The organism is Chimaeribacter coloradensis, assembly GCF_002858715.1.
In the GTDB taxonomy this organism is placed as follows: Bacteria; Pseudomonadota; Gammaproteobacteria; order Enterobacterales; family Enterobacteriaceae; genus Chimaeribacter; species Chimaeribacter coloradensis.
Window position 1 is genome coordinate 104795 of record NZ_PJZH01000001.1, and the last position, 20582, is coordinate 125376.

Annotated in this window: 13 protein-coding genes and 2 pseudogenes; 6 read left to right on the forward strand and 9 right to left on the reverse strand. The window is 61.8% G+C overall.

All coding sequences use genetic code 11. The features are described 5' to 3' along the window. Positions 1–146: 146 nt before the first annotated feature. The 3 genes from ltaE to CYR32_RS00465 all read right to left on the reverse strand — a co-directional run bounded on the left by ltaE (position 147) and on the right by CYR32_RS00465 (position 4087). Positions 147–1160 (reverse strand): low-specificity L-threonine aldolase, encoded by a 1014-nt coding sequence (gene ltaE, locus CYR32_RS00455; protein WP_101821476.1) that lies wholly within the window; start codon positions 1158–1160, stop codon positions 147–149. A gap of 152 nt (positions 1161–1312) precedes the next feature. Next, complete coding sequence (gene poxB, locus CYR32_RS00460; RefSeq protein ID WP_101821478.1) at positions 1313–3034, reverse strand: ubiquinone-dependent pyruvate dehydrogenase; 1722 nt, start codon at positions 3032–3034, stop codon at positions 1313–1315. 153 nt (positions 3035–3187) lie between these two features. Further along, the gene (locus CYR32_RS00465) at positions 3188–4087 is read right to left on the reverse strand and encodes a LysO family transporter (protein ID WP_101821480.1); all 900 of its coding nucleotides are present in this window, start codon (positions 4085–4087) and stop codon (positions 3188–3190) included. A 156-nt stretch (positions 4088–4243) separates the two neighbouring features. Here CYR32_RS00465 and CYR32_RS00470 point away from each other — a divergent pair, with 156 nt between their 5' ends. Then, positions 4244–5932, forward strand: coding sequence for an ATP-dependent nuclease (locus CYR32_RS00470; protein WP_101821482.1), 1689 nt, complete (start codon positions 4244–4246; stop codon positions 5930–5932). 132 nt (positions 5933–6064) lie between these two features. On the opposite strand, the gene cspD is transcribed toward CYR32_RS00470, so the two are convergent. After that, positions 6065–6286: a cold shock-like protein CspD gene (cspD, locus tag CYR32_RS00475; protein ID WP_101821485.1), complete on the reverse strand. Its 222-nt coding sequence runs from the start codon at positions 6284–6286 to the stop codon at positions 6065–6067. Positions 6287–6642: 356 nt separating this feature from the next. Here cspD and clpS point away from each other — a divergent pair, with 356 nt between their 5' ends. Together clpS and clpA are read left to right on the forward strand one after the other, a co-directional pair. Then, on the forward strand, positions 6643–6963 hold the full coding sequence (gene clpS / locus CYR32_RS00480; RefSeq protein WP_072925860.1) for an ATP-dependent Clp protease adapter ClpS: 321 nt from the start codon (positions 6643–6645) through the stop codon (positions 6961–6963). Between the two features lie 26 nt (positions 6964–6989). Beyond that, positions 6990–9266, forward strand: a complete 2277-nt coding sequence (clpA, locus tag CYR32_RS00485; RefSeq protein WP_101821487.1) for an ATP-dependent Clp protease ATP-binding subunit ClpA — start codon at positions 6990–6992, stop codon at positions 9264–9266. 218 nt (positions 9267–9484) lie between these two features. Here clpA and infA read toward each other — a convergent pair whose 3' ends face one another. From infA to trxB, 5 genes are all read right to left on the reverse strand, one after another. After that, the gene (gene infA / locus CYR32_RS00490) at positions 9485–9703 is read right to left on the reverse strand and encodes a translation initiation factor IF-1 (protein WP_002211347.1); all 219 of its coding nucleotides are present in this window, start codon (positions 9701–9703) and stop codon (positions 9485–9487) included. A gap of 252 nt (positions 9704–9955) precedes the next feature. After that, the gene (gene aat, locus CYR32_RS00495; RefSeq protein WP_101821489.1) at positions 9956–10672 is read right to left on the reverse strand and encodes a leucyl/phenylalanyl-tRNA--protein transferase; all 717 of its coding nucleotides are present in this window, start codon (positions 10670–10672) and stop codon (positions 9956–9958) included. Positions 10673–10700: 28 nt separating this feature from the next. Next, entirely contained in the window at positions 10701–12413 is a 1713-nt protein-coding gene (gene cydC / locus CYR32_RS00500; RefSeq protein WP_101821491.1) for a heme ABC transporter ATP-binding protein/permease CydC, read from the reverse strand. A gap of 2 nt (positions 12414–12415) precedes the next feature. Next, on the reverse strand, positions 12416–14185 hold the full coding sequence (gene cydD, locus CYR32_RS00505) for a heme ABC transporter permease/ATP-binding protein CydD (RefSeq protein ID WP_101821493.1): 1770 nt from the start codon (positions 14183–14185) through the stop codon (positions 12416–12418). A gap of 242 nt (positions 14186–14427) precedes the next feature. Then, positions 14428–15402 carry a thioredoxin-disulfide reductase gene (gene trxB / locus CYR32_RS00510; RefSeq protein ID WP_101821494.1) on the reverse strand — a complete coding sequence of 325 codons (975 nt, stop codon included), beginning with the start codon at positions 15400–15402 and terminating at the stop codon, positions 14428–14430. A gap of 611 nt (positions 15403–16013) precedes the next feature. On the opposite strand from trxB, the gene lrp reads away from it, so the two are divergent. The 3 genes and pseudogenes from lrp to CYR32_RS22065 form a co-directional block, all read left to right on the forward strand. Then, complete coding sequence (gene lrp / locus CYR32_RS00515) at positions 16014–16508, forward strand: leucine-responsive transcriptional regulator Lrp (RefSeq protein WP_072925842.1); 495 nt, start codon at positions 16014–16016, stop codon at positions 16506–16508. A gap of 122 nt (positions 16509–16630) precedes the next feature. Further along, positions 16631–17191, forward strand: a pseudogene (locus CYR32_RS22060) (DNA translocase FtsK 4TM domain-containing protein); the annotation flags it as partial. Positions 17192–18835: 1644 nt separating this feature from the next. Beyond that, positions 18836–20581: pseudogene (locus CYR32_RS22065) on the forward strand (DNA translocase FtsK); the annotation flags it as partial. Between the last annotated feature and the right edge of the window lies 1 nt (position 20582).

A 20582-nucleotide genomic window follows, 5' to 3' on the forward strand; every position in this document is an offset into this window, starting at 1 on the left:
GCGCCGTGATGAAAGGCGCGCAACCGGCTGAAAAGTAAGCCGCGCCATCCCCTGTTATCAGCGAAAAAAGGGAAAGACCCTGCCTGTTATGGGAGGTGAGTATAGCAAAAGGGGGAAAAGCCGCCGCCGGGGGCAGCGGCAACCGGTCAGGCGTGTTCTGCCAGGAAGGTTTTAAAGAAGGCCACGACCTGCGCAAGCTGTTCGCGCGTAACATCCAGGTGGGTGATCAGCCGCGTCACCGGCCCGGCGTTGAGCAGCACCCCGCGCCCGCGCATCCAGGGGCCGAGTGCGGCGGCGCGGGCGGCGTTCAGCTGGATAAACAGAATGTTGGTCTGCGCGCCCGGTGCGACAATCTCCACCCCCAGATCGCGCAGCTGCTGCTCAAGCCAGCGCGCGTTGTCGTGGTCTTCCTGCAACCGCGCCACGTGGTGTTCCATCGCGTAGCTGCCTGCCGCCGCCATGATGCCGACCTGGCGCATCCCGCCGCCGGTCATTTTGCGCCAGCGGCGGGCGCGGGCGATGTACTCCGCCGGGCCGCAGAGCAGGGAGCCCATCGGCGCGCCCAGCCCTTTCGACAGGCAAAGGGTAAAGCTGTCGCAGTAGCGGGTGATCGCCTCCAGCTCCACGCCCAGCGCCACCGCGGCGTTCATGATGCGTGCGCCGTCGATGTGCAGCGCCAGCCCGCGTTCCCGCGTCAGTTGCCACGCCTGTTGCAGATAGTCCAGCGGCAGCACCTTGCCGTTGTGGGTGTTTTCCAGGCTCAGCAGCCGGGTCGGGGCGAAGTGGATGTCATCCGGCTTGATTGCGGCGATCACCTTGTCGAGCGGCAGGGTGCCGTCATCGGCGGCGTCGATCGGCTGCGGCTGGATGCTGCCGAGCACCGCCGCGCCGCCCGCCTCATAGAGGTAGTTGTGCGCCTTCTGGCCCACAATGTACTCCTCGCCGCGCTGGCAGTGGCTGAGCAGTGCCACCAGGTTGGCCTGGGTGCCGGTGGGCAGGAACAGCGCCGCCGCTTTACCGGCGCGTTCAGCCACCTGCGCTTCCAGCGCATTGACGGAGGGATCATCACCATAAACGTCATCACCGACGTCAGCCTGGGCCATGACGTGCCGCATGGCGGCAGTGGGGCGGGTTACGGTATCGCTGCGCAGATCAATCACACTCACTTTCCTTCTTAAAGGAGGGCAAACGGACGCGCCCGGCCTGAAGGCACGGGCGTGCGGAAGCCCCCATCATAACCAGAATGGCGCAGCAACACCGAGGAAAAAACCGGGAAGAAAAGGACAGGGCCGCGCGCCCTGTCCGGAAAGACTCAGCGGAGCAGGTTCTCTTTCGCCAGTTCCATCACCTCATCACCGCGGCCGTTGATGATCGCCCGCAGCATGTAGAGGCTGAAGCCTTTGGCCTGCTCAAACTTGATCGCCGGCGGCATCGCCAGCTCCTGCGTGGCGGTGATGACGTCGAGCAGCACCGGGCCGGGGTGGGCCAGCGCCTCTTCAATGGCGGCGTCGAGTTTCGTGGCGTCCGTGACGCGGATGCCCTTCACCCCGCACGCCTGCGCGATGCCGGCGAAATCCGGGTTCTCCAGCTCGGTGCCGTCCGTAAGGTAGCCGCCGGCCTTCATCTCCATCGCCACAAAGCCCAGCGAGCTGTTATTGAACACTACCACTTTCACCGGCAACTTCTTCTGCGCCAGCGTCAGGAAATCGCCCATCAGCATGGCGAAACCGCCGTCACCGCACAGCGCGATCACCTGCTTCTCCGGGGCGGTGGCCTGCGCGCCGATCGCCTGCGGCATGGCGTTGGCCATGGAGCCGTGGTTAAACGAGCCGAGCAGGCGGCGTTTGCCGTTCATCTGCAAATAGCGCGCTGCCCACACCGTCGGGGTGCCGACGTCGCAGGTGAAAATGGCGTCTTCCGTGGCGTGGCGGCTGAGCTGCTGGGTCAGGTATTGCGGGTGGATCGGCTTGCCGGGGGTCGGCACCGCCAGCGCATCCAGATCTTTGCGCGCGCTCCGGTAGTGCGCCAGCGCCTTGTCGAGGAAGCGGCGATCCTCTTTCACCGTCAGCTTCGGCAGCAGCGCGGTCAGGGTGGTGTGGATGTCGCCCATCAGCGCCAGGTCAACGCTGCAATGCGCCCCGATGCTGCCGGGGTTGATGTCGATCTGGATAATGGTGGCGTCGGTGGGGTAGAAGGCGCGGTAGGGGAACTGGGTGCCGAGCAGCACCACGGTGTCGGCGTTCATCATCGCCTGATAGCCGGACGAGAAGCCGATAAGCCCGGTCATGCCGACGTCGTAGGGGTTGTCCCACTCCAGGTGCTCTTTGCCGCGCATGGCGTGGACAATCGGCGCTTTCAGGGTTTCTGCCAGCTGCACCACCTCGTCATGGGCCCCGGCACAGCCGCTGCCGCACATCAGGGTAATATTTTTCGAGCGGTTCAGCACTTCCGCCAGCGTTTCCAGCTCGGTAATGTTCGGCAGCATCAGCGGCACCTGCGGGGCATTCCATGCCATGCGCGCCTCTTCCGGGGCCGGTTTCAGCGCCACGTCGCCCGGCAACACAATCACCGACACGCCGCGGTTGAGGATCGCCTTGCGCATCGCGATCTCCAGCACCTGCGGCAACTGCTCCGGGTTGCTGACCAGCTCGCAGTAATGGCTGCATTCGCGGAACAGCTCGGTGGGGTGGGTCTCCTGGAAATAGCCGCTGCCGATCTCGCTGGAGGGGATATGCGCGGCAATCGCCAGCACCGGCGCGTGGCTGCGCTGGCAGTCATACAAGCCGTTGATCAGGTGAAGGTTGCCAGGCCCGCAGGAGCCGGCACACACCGCCAGCTCGCCGGTAAGCTGCGCCTCCGCCCCGGCAGCAAAGGCGGCCACCTCTTCATGGCGGGTGCCGATCCACTCGATGGTTTCCATGCGGTTAAGGCTGTCGTTCAGCCCGTTCAGGGAGTCGCCGGTCACGCCCCAGATACGTTTTACGCCCGCTTTTTCCAGTGTTTTTGCCAGTAAACCGGCCACAGTCTGTTTCATCGCTTTCCCCCAATGTCCAAGATGATGGCGTGGATCTGCTAAATGAGATCCCTTTCACGTTTTTTCTGCACAGCTAAGCATAGTCGATGGGCAGCAACGTGCCGGGGGAGGGACGCGCGGCAGGCGGGTGCCTGCCGCAAAACAGAGGAATCGCTAGTGGGAGAAGAAAGCCATCAGCACCGGGGCGATCAGGCTCAGCAGGAAGCCGTGCACAATTGCCGGCGGCACCATGTCCAGCCCGCCGCTGCGTTGCAGCACCGGCAGGGTGAAGTCCATCGAGGTCGCCCCGCAGAGGCCGAGTGCTGAGGAGCGGCTGCGGCGCACCAGCGTCGGGATCAGCATAATGGCGCACAGCTCGCGCGCCAGATCGTTAAAGAACGCGGCGCTGCCGATCACCGGCCCGAAGGCGTCTGTCATCACGATGCCGGAAAGGGAGTACCAGCCGTAGCCTGAGGCCATCGCCAGCCCGGTATTCAGCGGCAGCCCCAGCAGCCAGGCGGCGGCCACGCCGCCCACCAGAGAGCTGACGGCCACCAGCGCCGCTACCAGCGTCCCGCGCCGGTTCAGCACAATCTGGCGCAGCGTCATGCCGCTGTTGCGCAGCTGGGTGCCGACCAGCGCCAGCAGCAGGATCAGCGCATATTCGCTGCCCTGCGTTGCATAGGTCAGCCACGGCCAGCCGCTCAGCCCCAGCAGGAAGCCGAGCAACACCACGCCGCACAGCGTCAGCGACTCCAGCGCCATGCGCAGCCGCGACGGCAGCGCCTCCTGCCGGTGGTGGCTCGCCCAGGGCAGCCGCCGTTCCAGCAGGGCCAGCGCCAGCAGGTTGAGCAGCAGAATGCAGAGGAACATCACCCCGGCATACTGGAAAATCAGCCGCAGATTAGTGCTGAGGTTATCCATAAATGCCAGGCTGATGCCCATCAGGAAAAGGATGATATAGACCATCCCGCCGAGCAGCCGGTTAACGGCGTGCAGCAGCGGACGGGCGCGCAGGGGGATCAGGTAACCGGCAATCAGCGGCACCAGAATAATGAGCAGTCCTGAGTACATAATGCGTCCATGAGAGAAACGGGGGCGCCACACGCTACCCAATAAACGCGGGGGAGTAAAGCAGCAATCCCGGCCACACGCCGGGCGGTATCCGCTTGACCGGCTGCGGCTTTTTTGGTCATGCTCAGAGCAAAGGAGACGCACAGGAGGCGTACCATGATTCTGGAGCAGATTGAGATCACCGGTTTCCGCGGCATTAACCGGCTGTCACTGCCGCTGACCGGCGGCGCGTTGCCGGGCAGTACGCTGCTGATTGGGGAGAATGCCTGGGGCAAGTCCAGCCTGCTGGATGCGCTGACGCTGCTGCTGTCACCGGAGCCGCAGCTTTATCACTTCACCGCCGGGGATTTCCATTTCCCGGCCGGAGAGCAGGATGCCCGTGAACGTACCCTGCAGGTGGTGCTGCGCTTTGCAGAGCCGGTGGCCGGGCACTTACGCCAGCCGCGTTACCGGGCGCTGGCCGTTGCCGCTGTGCCGGGCGAAGGGGGCCGCAGCCGCATCACCTACCGGCTGGAGGGGGAGCTCACGGATGACGGCACGGTGCTGACCTGGCGCACCTTCCTTGATGCACAGGGCGACCCGCTGGCGCTGCATGACATCGACGCGCTGGCCCTGACGCTGGCACGCCTGCACCCGGTGCTGCGCCTGCGGGACGCGCGCTTTATCGGCCGTCTGCGCGGCAAACCGCTGCTGCCGGATGCACCGCCTTCCGCATCGCAACAGGTGGCTGCCCGCCAGCTGGAGGCCCTGACGCGGCAACTGGGGCGCAGCCCGCACACCCTGAGCAATCAGGCGCTGGAGCAGGGCGTGGCGGCGATGCGCCAATTACTGGAGCACTATTTTACTGAGCAGCACCGGGCGGCCGGTGCCCTGGCGACCCGGGGCGGCGTGCCGCAGACCGAACCGAAACAGGCGTGGCACGCGCTGGATATTCTGAACCGGGCAGGCAAGGGGCCGGGCGGGCGCAGCATCCGGCTGATTCTGCTCGGCATGTTCTCCGCCTTGTTGCAGGCGCGCGGGGCGGTGCGGCTGGCCCCGGGTGCGCGGCCGCTGCTGCTGATTGAAGACCCGGAAACCCGGCTGCACCCGATTATGCTGTCGGTAGCGTGGCAGTTGCTGAACCAATTGCAATTGCAGCGCCTGACCACCACCAACTCCGGCGAGCTGATCTCACTGACGCCGATGGAAGAGGTCACGCGGCTGGTGCGCGAGCCGGGGCGTGTGGCGGCTTACCGGCTCGGCCCGGCCGGGCTGAACCCGGCAGACAGCCGCAAGATCGCGTTCCATGTCCGCTATAATCGGCCTTCGGCGCTGTTCGCCCGCTGCTGGCTGCTGGTGGAAGGGGAGACCGAGGTCTGGATCCTGAACCAGCTGGCGCGCCAGTGCGGGTTCAATTTTGAGGCGGAAGGGATCAAGGTGATTGAGTTTGCCCAGTGCGGCCTGCGCCCGTTGCTGAAGTTCGCCCGGCAGATGGGCATTGAGTGGCACGGCATGGTTGACGGCGATGAGGCGGGGAAAAAATATGCGGCCACCGCCCGCGACATGGCCGCGCGCGCCGGTGACCGTGAGCATGACCGGCTCACCGCCTTGCCCGCACCGGACATGGAGCATTTTCTCTACCGCGAAGGGTTCAGCGACGTCTACCACCGGGTGGCGGGGCTGCCGGACAAGGTGCCGATGCCGGTGCGGCGCATCATTCATAAGGCGATTCAGCGCAGCTCCAAGCCCGATCTGGCGATCGAGGTGGCGCTGGCCGCCGGGCAGCGCGGGCCGGAGGCGATGCCGCCGCTGTTGCGGCAGATGTTCGCCCGCGTGGTATGGCTGGCGCGCGGCCATGCTGATTAGCGGTAACAGACAGGTTATTAAGCGGAAATAAAAAGGTTAAGAAGTGACCTTGAAAGCGGAGCGGGCGGCCCCATCTATAAAAATGCCAGTCGGGGGTGACTGGCATTTGAAGGATTCAAACCTTGCAGGTGCTCAGGCAAGCGCTTCGCTGACCTGGGGTATGATGAGGCTCGCATGGTTACCTTTCGGCCCCTGATGGACATCGAAACTGACCTGTTGACCCGCCTTCAGCGTTCGATAACCCTCCATCTGGATAGTGGAATAGTGAGCAAAGATATCTTCGCCGCCATTTTGCGGGCAGATAAAACCGAAGCCCTTGGCATTATTGAACCATTTGACTGTACCCGTCTCCATGCTTCTACATCCCTCGCGTGTTTATTCTGTAGGTAGGTGAGGTAAGATTTTTTTGCGAGTGAAGGCTGATTGATTAAAACTCCATCAGCTCACGATTTTACACTCTAGAGGAATCGCGAGGCACGTCAAGGGAACGGCTTTTGCTCAGCCTGACCAGTTGTTTAAAGTTTGAAGCAGGTAACGCTATTCGCTTTGCACGGCTAAAATTTATACGCGCCGGCAGCGGCCCGGCCCCTTTCACAGGGCGGCACCCGGCGGCCGGAGATGGTAAAATAGGGGTTAAAGCGTGTACGCTGTACAGAGAGCGCCCGCGTTGGGACGGGCATTCAGACCAGACAATTGAAGACGGGCAAGCAATGGGCAATAATCAGGATTGGCTAAATTTTGAACACTTAATCCAGGATCAGCAGTTGGATGCGGTAAAACCGCCATCTATGTATAAAGTTATACTTAACAACGACGATTACACACCAATGGAATTTGTGATTGACGTTCTTCAAAAGTTCTTTTCTTATGATATTGAACGTGCAACGCAACTGATGCTCACGGTGCACTATAAAGGAAAAGCCATCTGCGGCGTCTTCACCGCCGAGGTAGCTGAGACCAAGGTCGCGCACGTGAACCGCTACGCGAGGGAGAACGAGCATCCGTTGCTTTGTACGCTGGAAAAAGCCTGAAAAGGCAATCTATTGGGGAGGTGCTTATGCTCAATCAAGAACTGGAACTCAGTCTCAACATGGCTTTCGCCAGGGCGCGCGAGCACCGACATGAGTTTATGACCGTGGAGCACCTGTTGCTTGCGTTACTGAGCAACCCTGCGGCGCGGGAGGCCCTGGAGGCCTGTACCGTCGATCTGGTCGCGTTGCGCCAGGAGCTGGAGGCGTTCATCGAACAGACCACGCCGACCCTGCCCGCCAGCGAAGAGGAGCGCGACACGCAACCCACGCTCAGCTTCCAGCGCGTGCTGCAGCGCGCCGTGTTCCATGTTCAGTCCTCCGGGCGGAACGAGGTGTCCGGCGCGAATGTGCTGGTCGCTATCTTCAGCGAACAGGAGTCGCAGGCAGCTTATCTGCTGCGCAAGCATGACGTAAGCCGCCTTGACGTGGTGAACTTCATTTCCCACGGCACGCGCAAAGACGAACCGGGCCAGGCTCCCAACGCGGAAAACCCGGTCAACGAAGAGCAGCCGGCAGGGGAAGACCGTATGGAAAACTTCACCACCAATTTGAATCAACTGGCGCGCGTCGGGGGCATTGACCCTCTGATCGGCCGCGACAAAGAGCTTGAGCGCGCTATTCAGGTATTGTGCCGCCGCCGTAAAAACAACCCGCTGCTGGTGGGTGAGTCCGGCGTGGGGAAAACCGCCATCGCAGAAGGCCTGGCCTGGCGCATTGTGCAGGGTGACGTACCGGAAGTCATGGCGGACTGCACCCTCTATTCGCTGGACATCGGCTCGCTGCTGGCCGGCACCAAATACCGCGGTGATTTCGAAAAACGCTTTAAGGCGTTGCTGAAACAGCTGGAGCAGGACAAGAACAGCATCCTGTTTATCGATGAGATCCACACCATCATCGGTGCAGGGGCAGCCTCCGGCGGCCAGGTCGATGCGGCCAACCTGATCAAACCGCTGCTCTCCAGCGGGAAGATCCGGGTGATTGGCTCGACCACGTATCAGGAATTCAGCAACATTTTCGAAAAAGACCGTGCGCTGGCACGCCGTTTCCAGAAAATCGACATCACGGAACCTTCCGTGGAAGAGACGGTGCAGATCATCAACGGGCTGAAGACCAAATATGAAGCCCACCACGATGTGCGCTATACCGCGAAAGCGGTGCGCGCGGCGGTTGAGCTGTCAGTGAAATACATTAATGACCGCCATTTGCCGGACAAAGCGATCGACGTCATCGACGAAGCGGGCGCCCGCAGCCGGTTAATGCCGGTGAGCAAGCGCAAAAAGACCGTTAACGTCGGCGATATCGAATCGGTGGTGGCGCGTATTGCACGTATCCCGGAGAAAACCGTCTCCGCCAGCGACCGCGATGTGCTGCGTAACCTGGGCGACCGCCTCAAGATGCTGGTGTTCGGCCAGGACCCGGCTATCGGCGCACTGACCGAAGCGATCAAGATGAGCCGCGCCGGTCTGGGCCAGGATCACAAGCCGGTAGGCTCGTTCCTGTTCGCCGGGCCGACCGGGGTCGGGAAAACCGAAGTCACGGTGCAGCTCGCCAAAGCGCTGGACATTGAACTGCTGCGCTTTGATATGTCCGAGTATATGGAGCGCCACACTGTCAGCCGCCTGATCGGTGCGCCTCCGGGCTATGTCGGCTTTGACCAGGGTGGTTTGCTGACGGACGCGGTGATCAAGCACCCGCATGCGGTGGTGCTGCTGGATGAGATTGAGAAAGCGCACCCGGATGTCTTCAACCTGCTGTTGCAGGTGATGGACAACGGTACGCTGACCGATAACAACGGCCGCAAAGCGGATTTCCGCAACGTGATCCTGGTGATGACCACCAACGCCGGGGTGCGTGAGACCGAACGTAAGTCGATTGGCCTGATTCATCAGGACAACAGCACCGACGCGATGGAAGAGATCAAGAAAGTGTTTACGCCGGAATTCCGTAACCGTCTGGACAACATTATCTGGTTCAACCATCTCTCAACCGAGGTGATTCAGCAGGTGGTCGACAAGTTCATCGTCGAATTGCAGGCCCAGCTGGATGCGAAAGGGGTGTCGCTGGAAGTCAGTGATGAGGCCCGTGACTGGCTGTCAGTGAAAGGCTACGACAAAGCGATGGGTGCCCGCCCGATGGCGCGTGTCATGCAGGAGAACCTGAAAAAACCGCTGGCCAACGAACTGCTGTTCGGCAGCCTGGTTGACGGGGGCTCGGTGAAAGTTGAACTGGATAAAGCCGCCGACAAGCTGACTTACGAATTCCACAGCGCGCAAAAACGCAAAGAGGAAGGGGTGGTTCACTGAGTCAGTGAGGCATCTTTACGGCGGCCTGAAAACCGGGCTGCCGGAATGCAAAAAGAGCGATCCTGAGATCGCTCTTTTTTTTCACCTGCCGATCGCCATTACCGGAACATAAACCGCATATTGCATCCATAACAAAACGCCCTGACCGGAAACCGGAAGGGCGCAAGGGAGTGATTCCCTGATTGTTCGCCGGAAGAGATCAGCGGGAGATGCGCCGATTAACGGCTACGGAAGACAATGCGGCCTTTGCTCAGGTCGTACGGGGTCAGCTCAACAGTGACTTTGTCGCCCGTCAGGATACGGATGTAGTTCTTACGCATTTTACCGGAGATGTGCGCGGTAACCACGTGTCCGTTTTCCAATTCAACGCGGAACATGGTGTTCGGCAGCGTATCAAGCACGGTGCCCTGCATTTCAATATTGTCTTCTTTGGCCATCGAATCCTCTAGGTTTTACTACCTTAGTTTTTAACCGGCAAGATAATGCCGAAAAACCCACATTATGTAAAGGAGGCATTCGCTCCGCCCTAAGTGGTTGTTAAACCGGATATGGTGGGAGACGCAGCCAAAAATGTACATAAATCAGGGGCATGGTTCAAGGGAATGATACCACATTTCCGCCCGCGGCATGGAATTAATTTCAGTCAATGCCGGGCTTTTTGCGGCCTTTCAGGCCTGAATACCGGGTTTTTACGGCAAAGGCAGCGTGCCCGGCAGGCGTAATTCCTGCGGTTGCCAGCAGCCGTCTGCCAGGGGCTGCGGCTGCATTTCCCGTAATGCCGCCAGAAACGCGCGGCGCGGAATCTCCGTCGCCCCAAGCGAGGCGGTATGCTCATTCAGCACCTGGCAATCCAGCAACCGGCCGCCGTGGCTGACGAAGTGGTGGCAGAACATCACCAGCGCGGCTTTGGAGGCATTGGTGCAGCGGCTGAACATCGACTCCCCGCAGAACAATGCGCCCTGCGCCACGCCGTACATGCCGCCCACAAGCGCCCCATCCAGCCAGACTTCAATAGAGTGTGCCGCCCCCTGGGCATGAAGCCGCTGATAGGCCCGCGCCACCTGCGGGCCGATCCAGGTGCCGTCGCTGCGTGCCTCGGCGCAGGCTTCCACCACCTGGCCGAACGCCTGGTTCAGGGTAAAGCGGAACGGGCAGCGGCGCAGGAAGCGGCGCATACTGCGGCTGATGTGCAGATCCTGCGGGAAGAGCACCGCGCGCGGATCGGGCGACCACCATAAGATCATCTCACCGGGGTTAAACCACGGGAAGATGCCGCACCGGTAAGCGGACATCAGCCGGGCAGGGGAGAGGTCGCCTCCCACGGCCAGCAGCCCATTTGGCTCACGCAACGCGCTTTCCGGCGCAGGGAACAGCAGCGAATGGGGGGAAAGTTGCACGACACGCATAGCATCCATTGTCTCTCTCACATCACAATCAGGCCAGGCGCGCATGGAACTGCGCATACCGGCCACCCGCCGCCATCAGGGCATGATGCGGCCCCTGTTCGACCACTTCGCCGCCATCCATGACGCAAACCCGGTCGAAATGCTGCAAACCCTGCAGGCGGTGCGTCACCATGATCAGCGTCTTGCCCCGGCAGTGCTGCCGTAACAGGGCGAGGATCTGCTGTTCGGTTTCGGCATCCAGCCCCTCGGTAGGCTCATCCAGCAGCACCAGCGGGGCATCGTGCAGCAGCGCGCGCGCAATGCCGATACGCCGTTGCTCACCGCCCGACAGCGGCCGCCCGCCTTCGCCCAGCCAGCTGTTCAGGCCGCTGCTCTCCAGCAGCGCGCTCAGCCCGACCTGATGCAGCACCTCACACAGCCGGGCGTCATCCGCCTCCGGTGCGGCCAGCCGCAGGTTATCGCGCAATGTGGTATTGAACAGATGCACCCGCTGCGGCACCAGCGTCATGCTGCGGCGCAGGGTCGCTTCATCATAGCCGGCAATCGGGCGGCCGCCCAGCTGAAGGCTCCCCGTCTGCACATCCCATGCGCGGGTCAGCAACTGCAGCAGGGTCGACTTACCGCAACCGGTGCGGCCGAGCAGCGCAATATGCTCCCCGGCGGCCACCCGCAGGGTTACGCCTTTCACTACCGGGAAAGGCTGGCCGGGGTAGGTAAAGCTGACATGGTCGAGCTGAAGCGCCGGTGAAGCCAGGGCGGTGCCCTGTGCCGGGAAAGAGACCATTGGCGGTTGGCGGGTGATCGCCTGCAGCCGCTCCGCCGCCGCGATCACCTGCCCAAGATGCTGGAAAGCGCCGGCCACCGGCCCCAGCGCCTCAAACGCGGCCAGGGTGGTGAATACCACCAGCGCCAGCAGCGCCCCCCCGGTCGCGCTGTTGCCCGCGGCCAGCCAGAGCATCAGGGTAGCCGTCAGCCCGGTGGCCGCGAACATGATCGCCTGTGCCAGGCCGCTCAGTGTTGCCTGCCGTTGCTGCTGGCGCTGCCACTGCTGCTCGGTGGCCTCCAGCGCCTGCCGGGCACGATCGGCAGCCCCGTAGATCACCAGTTCCGCCTGCCCCTGAAGCCAGGCGGTGAGGCCGACGCGGTAATCACTGCGCAGCCCGGTCAGCGCCCGGCCGACCGGTTTGCCTGCCTGGTAAAAAATCAGCGGCAGAAGCAGCAGCAGCGCCAGCAAAATACCGGAAAGCAGCAGGGCCAGCGTCGCATCCAGCCAGCTCAGCCCGGCGGCGACCACCAGAATCACCACCAGCGCGCTGACCAGCGGCGAAATGACCCTCAGGTAGAGATGATCCAGCGTGTCAACGTCCGCCACCAGCCGGTTAAGCAGATCCGCCTGCCGGAAGCGCGCCAGCCCGCCGGGCGAGAGCGGCAACAGGTGGGTGAAGGTGTCGACCCGCAGGTGTGACAGCACGCGGAAAGTGGCGTCATGGCTGACCAGCCGTTCAGCATAACGCCCGGCAGTGCGGAAAATGGCTGCGCCACGCACCCCGGCCGCCGGCAGCATGTAGTTGAAACTGTAAAGCCCCGCCAGCCCGGCCACGGCAGAGGCCGCCAGGAACCAGCCGGAGAGCGCCAGCAAACCGATGCTGGCCAGCAGGGTGACAATCGCCAGCAGGATGCCGAGCAGCATGCGCCCGCTGTGGCGGCGGTAAAGGGCAAGATAGGGCAGAAGCAGGCGCATGGTCAGAGGTCTCCGCTGCGTTGGGCCAGCAGGCGGGCGAAGAGGCCCCCCTGCGCGCGTAAGTGGTCATAGGGGCCGCGTTCGGCAATCCGGCCCTGCTGCATGACCCAGATCTCATCACACTGCCGGGTATCCTCCAGACGGTGCGTGACCAGCAGGGTGGTCTGCCCGGCGGCTGCCCCGGCCAGCGCCGCCATAACGCGCTGTTCGCTGTGGGCGTCCAGGCTGGCGGCCGGTTCATCCAGCAGCAGCAGCCCGCCGGGGGCCAGCAGCGCCCGCGCCACGGCCACGCGCTGCGCCTGCCCGACTGAGAGGCGCGCGGCGTGGTCGCCGACGGCGGTGTCCAGCCCCTCAGGCAGCAACGGCAGGAACTCATCGACATAGGCGCGCTGAATGGCCGTTTCCAGCGCGCCGGCGGTGGCCTCCGGGTTCCCCAGCAGGATATTTTGCCGCAGCGTGGCCGCCGGGAGGTGCGGGTTCTGTCCGACCCACGCCAGATGCCGGCGCCAGCTCAGCGGTGCCAGCGTGCGCAGCTCCTGCTGGTTGACCCGCAAACTACCGCGGTAAGGCAGGAAGCCCAGCAGGGCGTTCAGCAACGAGCTTTTGCCCGCCCCGCTCAGGCCGACAATGGCGATGTGCTGACCGGCCGCCACCCGGAACGTCAGCGGCCCGGCCAGTACGTTGCCGTCCGGTGACAGGATCTCCAGCGCCTCGGCGTCCACGCTGATGGCCGCCGTCGCGCTGAAGGGGGTATCACCTTGCCCCGGTGCCCGATCGGGATGCCGGGTCAGGAACGTAACCAGCGCATCTGCCGCGCCGGTTGCCTGGGCCTTGGCGTGGTAGAAGCTGCCAAGATCGCGCAGCGGCTGGAAAAATTCCGGTGCCAGGATCAGCACCAGAAAACCGGCAAACAGCGTTACGCCGGTGCCGTAACTACCGAAATGCAGCTCACCGAGATAGGAGAAACCGAAATAGACCGCGACCAGCGCAATGGAAAGAGAGGCAAAAAACTCCAGCACCGCCGAGGAGAGAAACGCCAGCCGCAATACTTCCATGGTGCGGGCACGGAAGGACTCGGACGCGTGGTGGATGGCCGCGCGCTCGGCAGCCGCGCGATGGAACAGGCGCAGGGTATCCAGGCCGCGCAGGCTGTCGAGGAAATTGCCGCTGAGGCGCGCCAGCGCGGCAAAGTTGCGCCGGTTGGCGTCAGCCGCGCCCATGCCGACCAGCGCCATAAACAGCGGGATCAGCGGGGCCGTGACCAGCAGGATCAGCCCGGCAGCCCAGTTGACCAGGAACACCGCCAGCAGGATCAGCAGCGGGATGATGCCTGCAAGAAACATCTGCGGCAGGTAGCGCGCATAGTAGTCCTGCATATCGTCAATCTGCTCCAGAATCAGCGCCGCCCAGCTGCCGGCCGGTTTGCCGCTGATCCAGGCCGGGCCGAGCGCTTCCAGCCGGTCAAGCACCGTTTTGCGGATCTGGCGGCGCACCTGCAGCCCGCACTGGAAACCGGCGCGTTCACGCAACAGCGCCAGCACACCCCGGAACAGAAAGGAGACGGCCAGCAGGATAAAGAGCTTCAGCAGCGCGTCGCGCGGCATAGCATGCACGATAAGCGCATCGAGCAGGGTGGCCATCAGCGCGGCCTGTAACAGCAGCAGGATGCCGCTGAACAGCCCGAGCAGCATGGAAACCTGTAACCAGCGGCGCGCGGGCGCGCGCTGCTGCCGGAGCCAGTGGAGCAATTCTCGTTGTCTTGTTTTATTCATCAGGCTGACTGTCCGCACTGAACATGCAGAGGCTGCATGGCGGTGGCATGCGTCTCCGCGGGCAGGGCCAAAGGAGAATCGCGCATGGAAAAAGATGGCACAGGTGCCAAATCCCTGATCGTTGAAGGTCTATTTTCACGACCGCGCACATGGTAGCGCGTCAATGGCGGGCTGAAAATAACAAGGCGACCCGGAGGTCGCCTTTTTCGCATTATTTTCTGAAAGAAATCAGTCAGTGCTGCTTAGTCAGTGCTGCATTGCGCCGCAGCCAGGCCATCCAGATAACGTTCAGCATCCAGCGCCGCCATACAGCCGGTGCCCGCTGAGGTGATCGCCTGGCGGTAGCTGTGGTCCATCACGTCACCCGCCGCGAAGACGCCGGGGATGCTGGTCTGGGTGGCGTTGCCGTGCAGGCCGGACTGTACTTTGATGTAGCCGTTTTCCAGTTCCAGCTGCCCGTTGAAGATGGCGGTATTCGGGCTGTGGCCGATGGCGATAAAGACGCCGGCTACCTCGACTTTTTCAATCTCATCCGAAAGGGCAGTGCGCAGATGCACGCCGGTCACGCCCATCTGGTCACCGACGACCTCTTCCAGCGTGCGGTTGGTGTGCAGCACGATGTTGCCGCTGGCCACTTTCTCGTTCAGGCGGTCAATCAGGATCTTCTCCGCGCGGAAGCTGTCACGGCGGTGGATCAGATGGACTTCAGCCGCGATATTGGAGAGGTAGAGCGCCTCTTCCACCGCAGTATTGCCGCCGCCGACTACCGCGACCTTCTGGTTACGGTAGAAGAAGCCGTCGCAGGTGGCGCAGGCGGAAACGCCGCGGCCTTTGAACGCCTCTTCAGACGGCAGGCCCAGGTAACGGGCGGAGGCACCGGTGGCGATGATCAGGGCGTCACAGGTGTAGACGCCGTTGTCGCCGGTCAGGCGGAACGGACGGTTTTGCAGATCAACACTGTGGATATGGTCAAACAGGATTTCAGTGTTGAATTTAGCCGCATGTTCATGCATCCGCTCCATCAGCAGCGGGCCGGTCAGCCCTTCCGGATCACCCGGCCAGTTTTCGACATCAGTCGTGGTGGTGAGCTGGCCGCCTTTTTCCATCCCGGTCACCAGTACCGGGTGTAAATTGGCGCGCGCAGCATAGACGGCTGCGGTATAGCCTGCCGGGCCTGAACCTAAAATCAACAACTTACTGTGTTTCACTGTATCCATGAACTCTTATCTCCGCCTGCGGAATCATCTAATGGAAGCGATTGTAGGGAAATAATCGCCCTAACAAAAGAGGACGCCGATGTTGTTATCAATTTGTTTGATAGTTTTTACCTATTTTTAATTAGAAAGAAGTGTAAAAGTCTTGAAAAGCAAACGACTGCGTACCAACGCATCTGCGGAAAGTGCCGGTGAGAAATCCTGTAATTTCAAGCCCTGCGGGCGAAAAGCCGGGTTATGTGAGGATAAGCAGGGCAGGGGAATCCACTGCAAATCCCCCCATGGTTATTTTTTAATCTGGCACGTTCTTCTGATTTTGGTTCTTTTACTTTGACAATCGGCTGCGCATTTGCGAAAACATCTCTGCAAGAAGAAATTAAACCCGCGCAAAGGGTTCCGCCAGCCCTCACTGGCAGAACATTCAGCGATTAATTCTTCTGTTAGCCAGATTTCATCACTGAACGACGCCGGTTGACAGGCAAGCGCCGTCACAGGATGAGGTGTTATCTCTGGCGGTAAGCACAGACATTGGGTATTCGCTTGGGACAAACCCTTAACACATGAAGTTGGCAGGGTGTGTAAAGACAGGGAAGAACAGAAGAGAGACAATAATAATGGCAGACAACAAAAAACGACCGGGAAAAGATCTCGACCGCATAGATCGCAACATCCTGAATGAATTACAAAAGGATGGCCGCATCTCAAACGTCGAACTTTCCAAACGGGTGGGCTTATCCCCTACGCCGTGCTTGGAGCGTGTCCGTCGCCTTGAGCGGCAGAATTTTATTCATGGTTATACCGCATTGCTCAATCCTCATTATCTGGATGCCTCGCTGCTGGTGTTCGTTGAGATCACCCTCAACCGTGGTGCGCCGGATGTCTTTGAGCAATTCAATGCTGCAGTTCAGAAGCTGGAAGATATCCAGGAGTGTCATCTGGTGTCCGGGGATTTCGACTACCTGTTGAAAACCCGTGTGCCGGATATGTCCGCTTACCGCAAGCTGTTGGGCGAAACGCTGTTACGCCTGCCGGGCGTCAATGACACCCGCACCTATGTGGTAATGGAAGAAGTGAAACAGAGTAACCGTCTGGTCATCAAGACCCGGTAAAACCTGCAGGTGCAAAACCTGAATATATTCGCTACACTCCTGTTTATCCATACAGCCCACGCGCCGGGAAGGGTTCCCGGCGCTGTTGCTATTTCAGTTCACAGGAACCTGGAGAGCCTTTCTTGAGCCAGGAATACACAGAAGATAAAGAGTTTGGCCTGAAAAAAGCCAGTGGCAGCCGGCGGTTACTTGAAGCCTTGCTGGTGCTGATCGCGCTTTTCGGGGTTTATCTCATGGCAGCGCTGCTCAGTTTTAATCCTTCTGACCCCAGTTGGTCACAGACAGCGTGGCATGAGCCTATTCATAATTTGGGCGGTGGCGTCGGTGCCTGGATGGCCGATACGCTGTTCTTCACCTTTGGTGTGTTTGCCTATGCCATTCCCCCGCTGATGCTGATGATGTGCTGGGCCTCTTACCGCCGGCGCGGCAACAGCGAATACATCGATTTCTTTACCCTCTCTCTGCGTCTTATCGGCGTGCTGGCTCTGGTGCTTACCTCCTGTGGCCTGGCCGCGCTGAACATTGACGATCTCTATTACTTCGCCTCCGGCGGGGTGATCGGCAGCCTGTTGAGCAATGCCCTGACGCCCTGGGTGAACAGCATGGGCGCAACGCTGGCGTTGCTGGGCGTATGGGCCGTGGCGTTTACGCTGTTCACCGGCTGGTCCTGGCTGACCATCGCCGAGCGCATTGGCGGCGTGGTACTGGGTGCCGCAACCTTTATGACCAACCGCTCGCGCCGTGACGATCCTTATGAGTATGAGGACGAGGAGGATGACCTCCCGGACGCCCCGGCCGCGCGCCGGGAGACGGCCGACCCGGTTCCGCATCTGACCACCGCAGACGACGAGGATGTCTTGTTCTCTGCGCCGTCTGCGGCTAAGGTCGCGGCTGCTCCGGCTGCTCCGGCTGCTCCGGCTGCTCCGGCTGCTCCGGCTGCTCCGGCTGCTCCGGCTGCTCCGGCTGCTCCGGCTGCGCAAGCGCCGCTCACCGCGCCGGTCGCTCCTGCCAGTGACAGCACACCGGCGGCAGAGCCCACCGCGGCCGCACAGCCGGCTCCACCGCGTTATCGCTTTGAACTGCCGGAAGAGGCCGACACTGCTCCGCCGGTCACCCCGGCCCCGACGCAGCTCGCCGGCAGCCATGCACTGCCTGCCGCAGAAGAGGATGATGGCCCGCGCCTCGGCAACTGGCAGGAGACGGAGACTGCCCGCTCACCGTTTGATTTCTCTGCTGCCCAGCAGGAGAGCGACGAATTGCCGGAGTCCGGCAGTGTGCTGGGCGGGGCGTCCCGTCAGTCTGATCTGAGCGCTGAGGCCGGCGCGACCTTTATGCCTGCCTTCAGTGCCGTGAGTGACGCCAATCCGCAGGTGAAACAGGGCATCGGCCCGGAACTGCCGCGGCCGAACCCGGTACGCATTCCTACCCGCCGGGAGCTGGCCTCCTACGGTATTAAACTGCCTTCCCAGCGTCAGGCAGAGCAGGCGGCCCGCGAGGCGTCGTCCACGCCGGATGAGGGCGAAGATGCCGCGCATCAGGAAGCGCTGGGTGCCGCGTTTGCTGAGCAGCAACAGCAACGCTACGGTACCGGGTATCAGAGCGACGCGCCATCTGTGGCCGGGGCAACCGCGGCTGCCGCACAGGCGGAACCGGATGAGGAGGCAGCCGACCAGGCAGCACTCAGCCGGGCGTTCGCTGAACAGCAGCAACAGCGTTACAGCACACCTTTCAGTGCTGCGCCGGATACAGCGCCGCAATCTGCGGCGGAAGAACCCCTGCATGAAGACGAGGACAGCCTGCGCAACGCCTTTGCTGCGCGGGAACAGGCGCGTTACGGTGCTGCGCCGTCAGGGAGCGCCTCTGTGGCGGGCCAGATTCCGATGGGCGGTATAGCCGCGGCGTCTGCGGTATCAGCCGCAGCAACGGCCGCTGCCAGCGTCACCGGCAGCAGCGCTTTCTCCTTCTCGCCTGTTGATGATGCAGCAGACGATACGCCGGTATTTACGTTGCCGCCGGCACCGGAAGCGGCCACGCCGCCACCGGCTTATGCACCGGTTCAGCAGCCACCTACGCGGCCGGCTGAACAGCCCGCCTACCGGGCTGAGCCTGTGGCTCCGGCTTACCGTGCGGAAACGCCATCACCTGCGCGTCCTGCAGAGCCGTCAGCTTACCGGGCTGAGCCTGTGGCTCCGGCTTATCGTGCGGAAACGCCATCACCTGCGCGTCCGGCAGAGCCATCAGCTTACCGGGCTGAGCCTGTGGTTCCGGCTTACCGTGCGGAAACGCCATCACCTGCGCGTCCGGTAGAGCCATCAGCCTACCGGGCTGAGCCTGAGACTCCGGCTTACCGGGCGGAAATGCCGCCAACGGCGCGCCCGGCCGAGCCAGCAGCTTACCGGTCTGAGCCTGCGGCTCCGTCTTACCGTGCGGAAACGCCGCGCCCGGCAGAGCAGCCGGCTTATCGCTCCGGGCCTGTCTCTGCTGAGCCGGAAACAACGTATTCACCGCCGGTGGAGGATACGCCCAAGCCGGCCATGGACAGCCTGTTCCACCCGTTCCTGGTGCGACACGATCAGCCGCTGGAGAAACCTACCACGCCACTGCCGACGCTGGATCTGTTAACCGCCGCGCCGACAGAAGTGGCACCGGTAGATATGTTTGCCCTTGAGCAGAAAGCGCGGCTGGTGGAAGCCAGCCTGGCTGACTACCGCGTAAAAGCGGATGTGGTCGATATTCTTCCGGGGCCGGTCATTACGCGGTTTGAGCTGGATCTGGCACCGGGCGTTAAAGCGGCGCGCATCTCTAACCTCTCACGCGATCTGGCCCGTTCGCTCTCGACGTCTGCGGTTCGTGTGGTGGAGGTAATCCCCGGCAAGCCTTATGTGGGGCTGGAGCTGCCGAACACCAAACGGCAAACCGTCTATCTGCGTGAAGTGCTCGACTGCCCGGCCTTCCGCGACAATCCGTCGCCGCTTTCAGTGGTGCTCGGCAAAGATATTTCCGGCCAGCCGGTGGTGGCCGATCTGGCCAAAATGCCTCACCTGCTGGTGGCCGGTACCACCGGCTCCGGTAAGTCTGTGGGCGTTAACGCCATGATCCTCAGCATGTTGTATAAAGCGAAGCCGGAAGATGTACGCTTTATCATGATCGACCCGAAAATGCTGGAGCTGTCGGTTTATGAAGGTATCCCTCATCTATTGACAGAAGTGGTTACCGACATGAAGAAGGCAGCCAATGCGCTGAACTGGTGCGTAGGCGAGATGGAACGCCGCTACAAGCTGATGTCCGCGCTGGGCGTGCGTAACCTGGCCGGGTATAACGACCGGGTGGATCAGGCTGAAGCGATGGGCCGCCCGATCCCTGACCCGTTCTGGAAGCCGACCGATAGCATGGACATCACGCCGCCGGTGCTGGAGCGTGAACCCTATATCGTGGTGATGGTTGATGAGTTTGCCGACCTGATCATGACCGTTGGTAAAAAGGTCGAGGAGCTGATCGCCCGTCTGGCGCAGAAAGCCCGTGCGGCCGGTATCCACCTGGTGCTGGCGACCCAGCGGCCTTCGGTGGATGTGATCACCGGTTTGATTAAAGCCAACATCCCGACGCGTATCGCGTTTACGGTCTCCAGTAAAATCGACTCCCGTACCATTCTCGATCAGGGAGGCGCGGAATCGCTGCTGGGTATGGGGGATATGCTCTACATGGCGCCGAATTCCTCAATTCCGGTGCGCGTGCATGGTGCCTTTGTGCGCGATCAGGAAGTGCATGCCGTGGTTCAGGACTGGAAAGCCCGCGGGCGGCCGCGCTACATCGACAGCATCACCAGTGGCGCTGAAGAGGGCGAGGGCGGCGGTGGCCTCGACAGTGAAGAGGAGCTGGACCCGCTGTTTGACCAGGCTGTCGCTTTTGTGATCGATAAGCGCCGCGCCTCTATTTCCGGTGTGCAGCGCCAGTTCCGCATCGGCTATAACCGGGCGGCGCGTATCATTGAGCAGATGGAAGCGCAGGGCATCGTCAGCGAACCGGGTCATAACGGTAACCGCGATGTGCTGGCCCCCCCACCGCACGAATAAT

Coding starts and splice junctions, on each gene's coding strand:
- CYR32_RS00465 (WP_101821480.1), bottom strand. CDS start 4,087: ATGTACTCAGGACTGCTCATTATTCTGGTGCCGCTGATTGCCGGTTAC.
- poxB (WP_101821478.1), bottom strand. CDS start 3,034: ATGAAACAGACTGTGGCCGGTTTACTGGCAAAAACACTGGAAAAAGCG.
- cydD (WP_101821493.1), bottom strand. CDS start 14,185: ATGAATAAAACAAGACAACGAGAATTGCTCCACTGGCTCCGGCAGCAG.
- CYR32_RS00470 (WP_101821482.1), top strand. CDS start 4,244: ATGATTCTGGAGCAGATTGAGATCACCGGTTTCCGCGGCATTAACCGG.
- infA (WP_002211347.1), bottom strand. CDS start 9,703: ATGGCCAAAGAAGACAATATTGAAATGCAGGGCACCGTGCTTGATACG.
- lrp (WP_072925842.1), top strand. CDS start 16,014: ATGGCAGACAACAAAAAACGACCGGGAAAAGATCTCGACCGCATAGAT.
- cspD (WP_101821485.1), bottom strand. CDS start 6,286: ATGGAGACGGGTACAGTCAAATGGTTCAATAATGCCAAGGGCTTCGGT.
- aat (WP_101821489.1), bottom strand. CDS start 10,672: ATGCGTGTCGTGCAACTTTCCCCCCATTCGCTGCTGTTCCCTGCGCCG.
- clpS (WP_072925860.1), top strand. CDS start 6,643: ATGGGCAATAATCAGGATTGGCTAAATTTTGAACACTTAATCCAGGAT.
- clpA (WP_101821487.1), top strand. CDS start 6,990: ATGCTCAATCAAGAACTGGAACTCAGTCTCAACATGGCTTTCGCCAGG.
- trxB (WP_101821494.1), bottom strand. CDS start 15,402: ATGGATACAGTGAAACACAGTAAGTTGTTGATTTTAGGTTCAGGCCCG.
- cydC (WP_101821491.1), bottom strand. CDS start 12,413: ATGCGCCTGCTTCTGCCCTATCTTGCCCTTTACCGCCGCCACAGCGGG.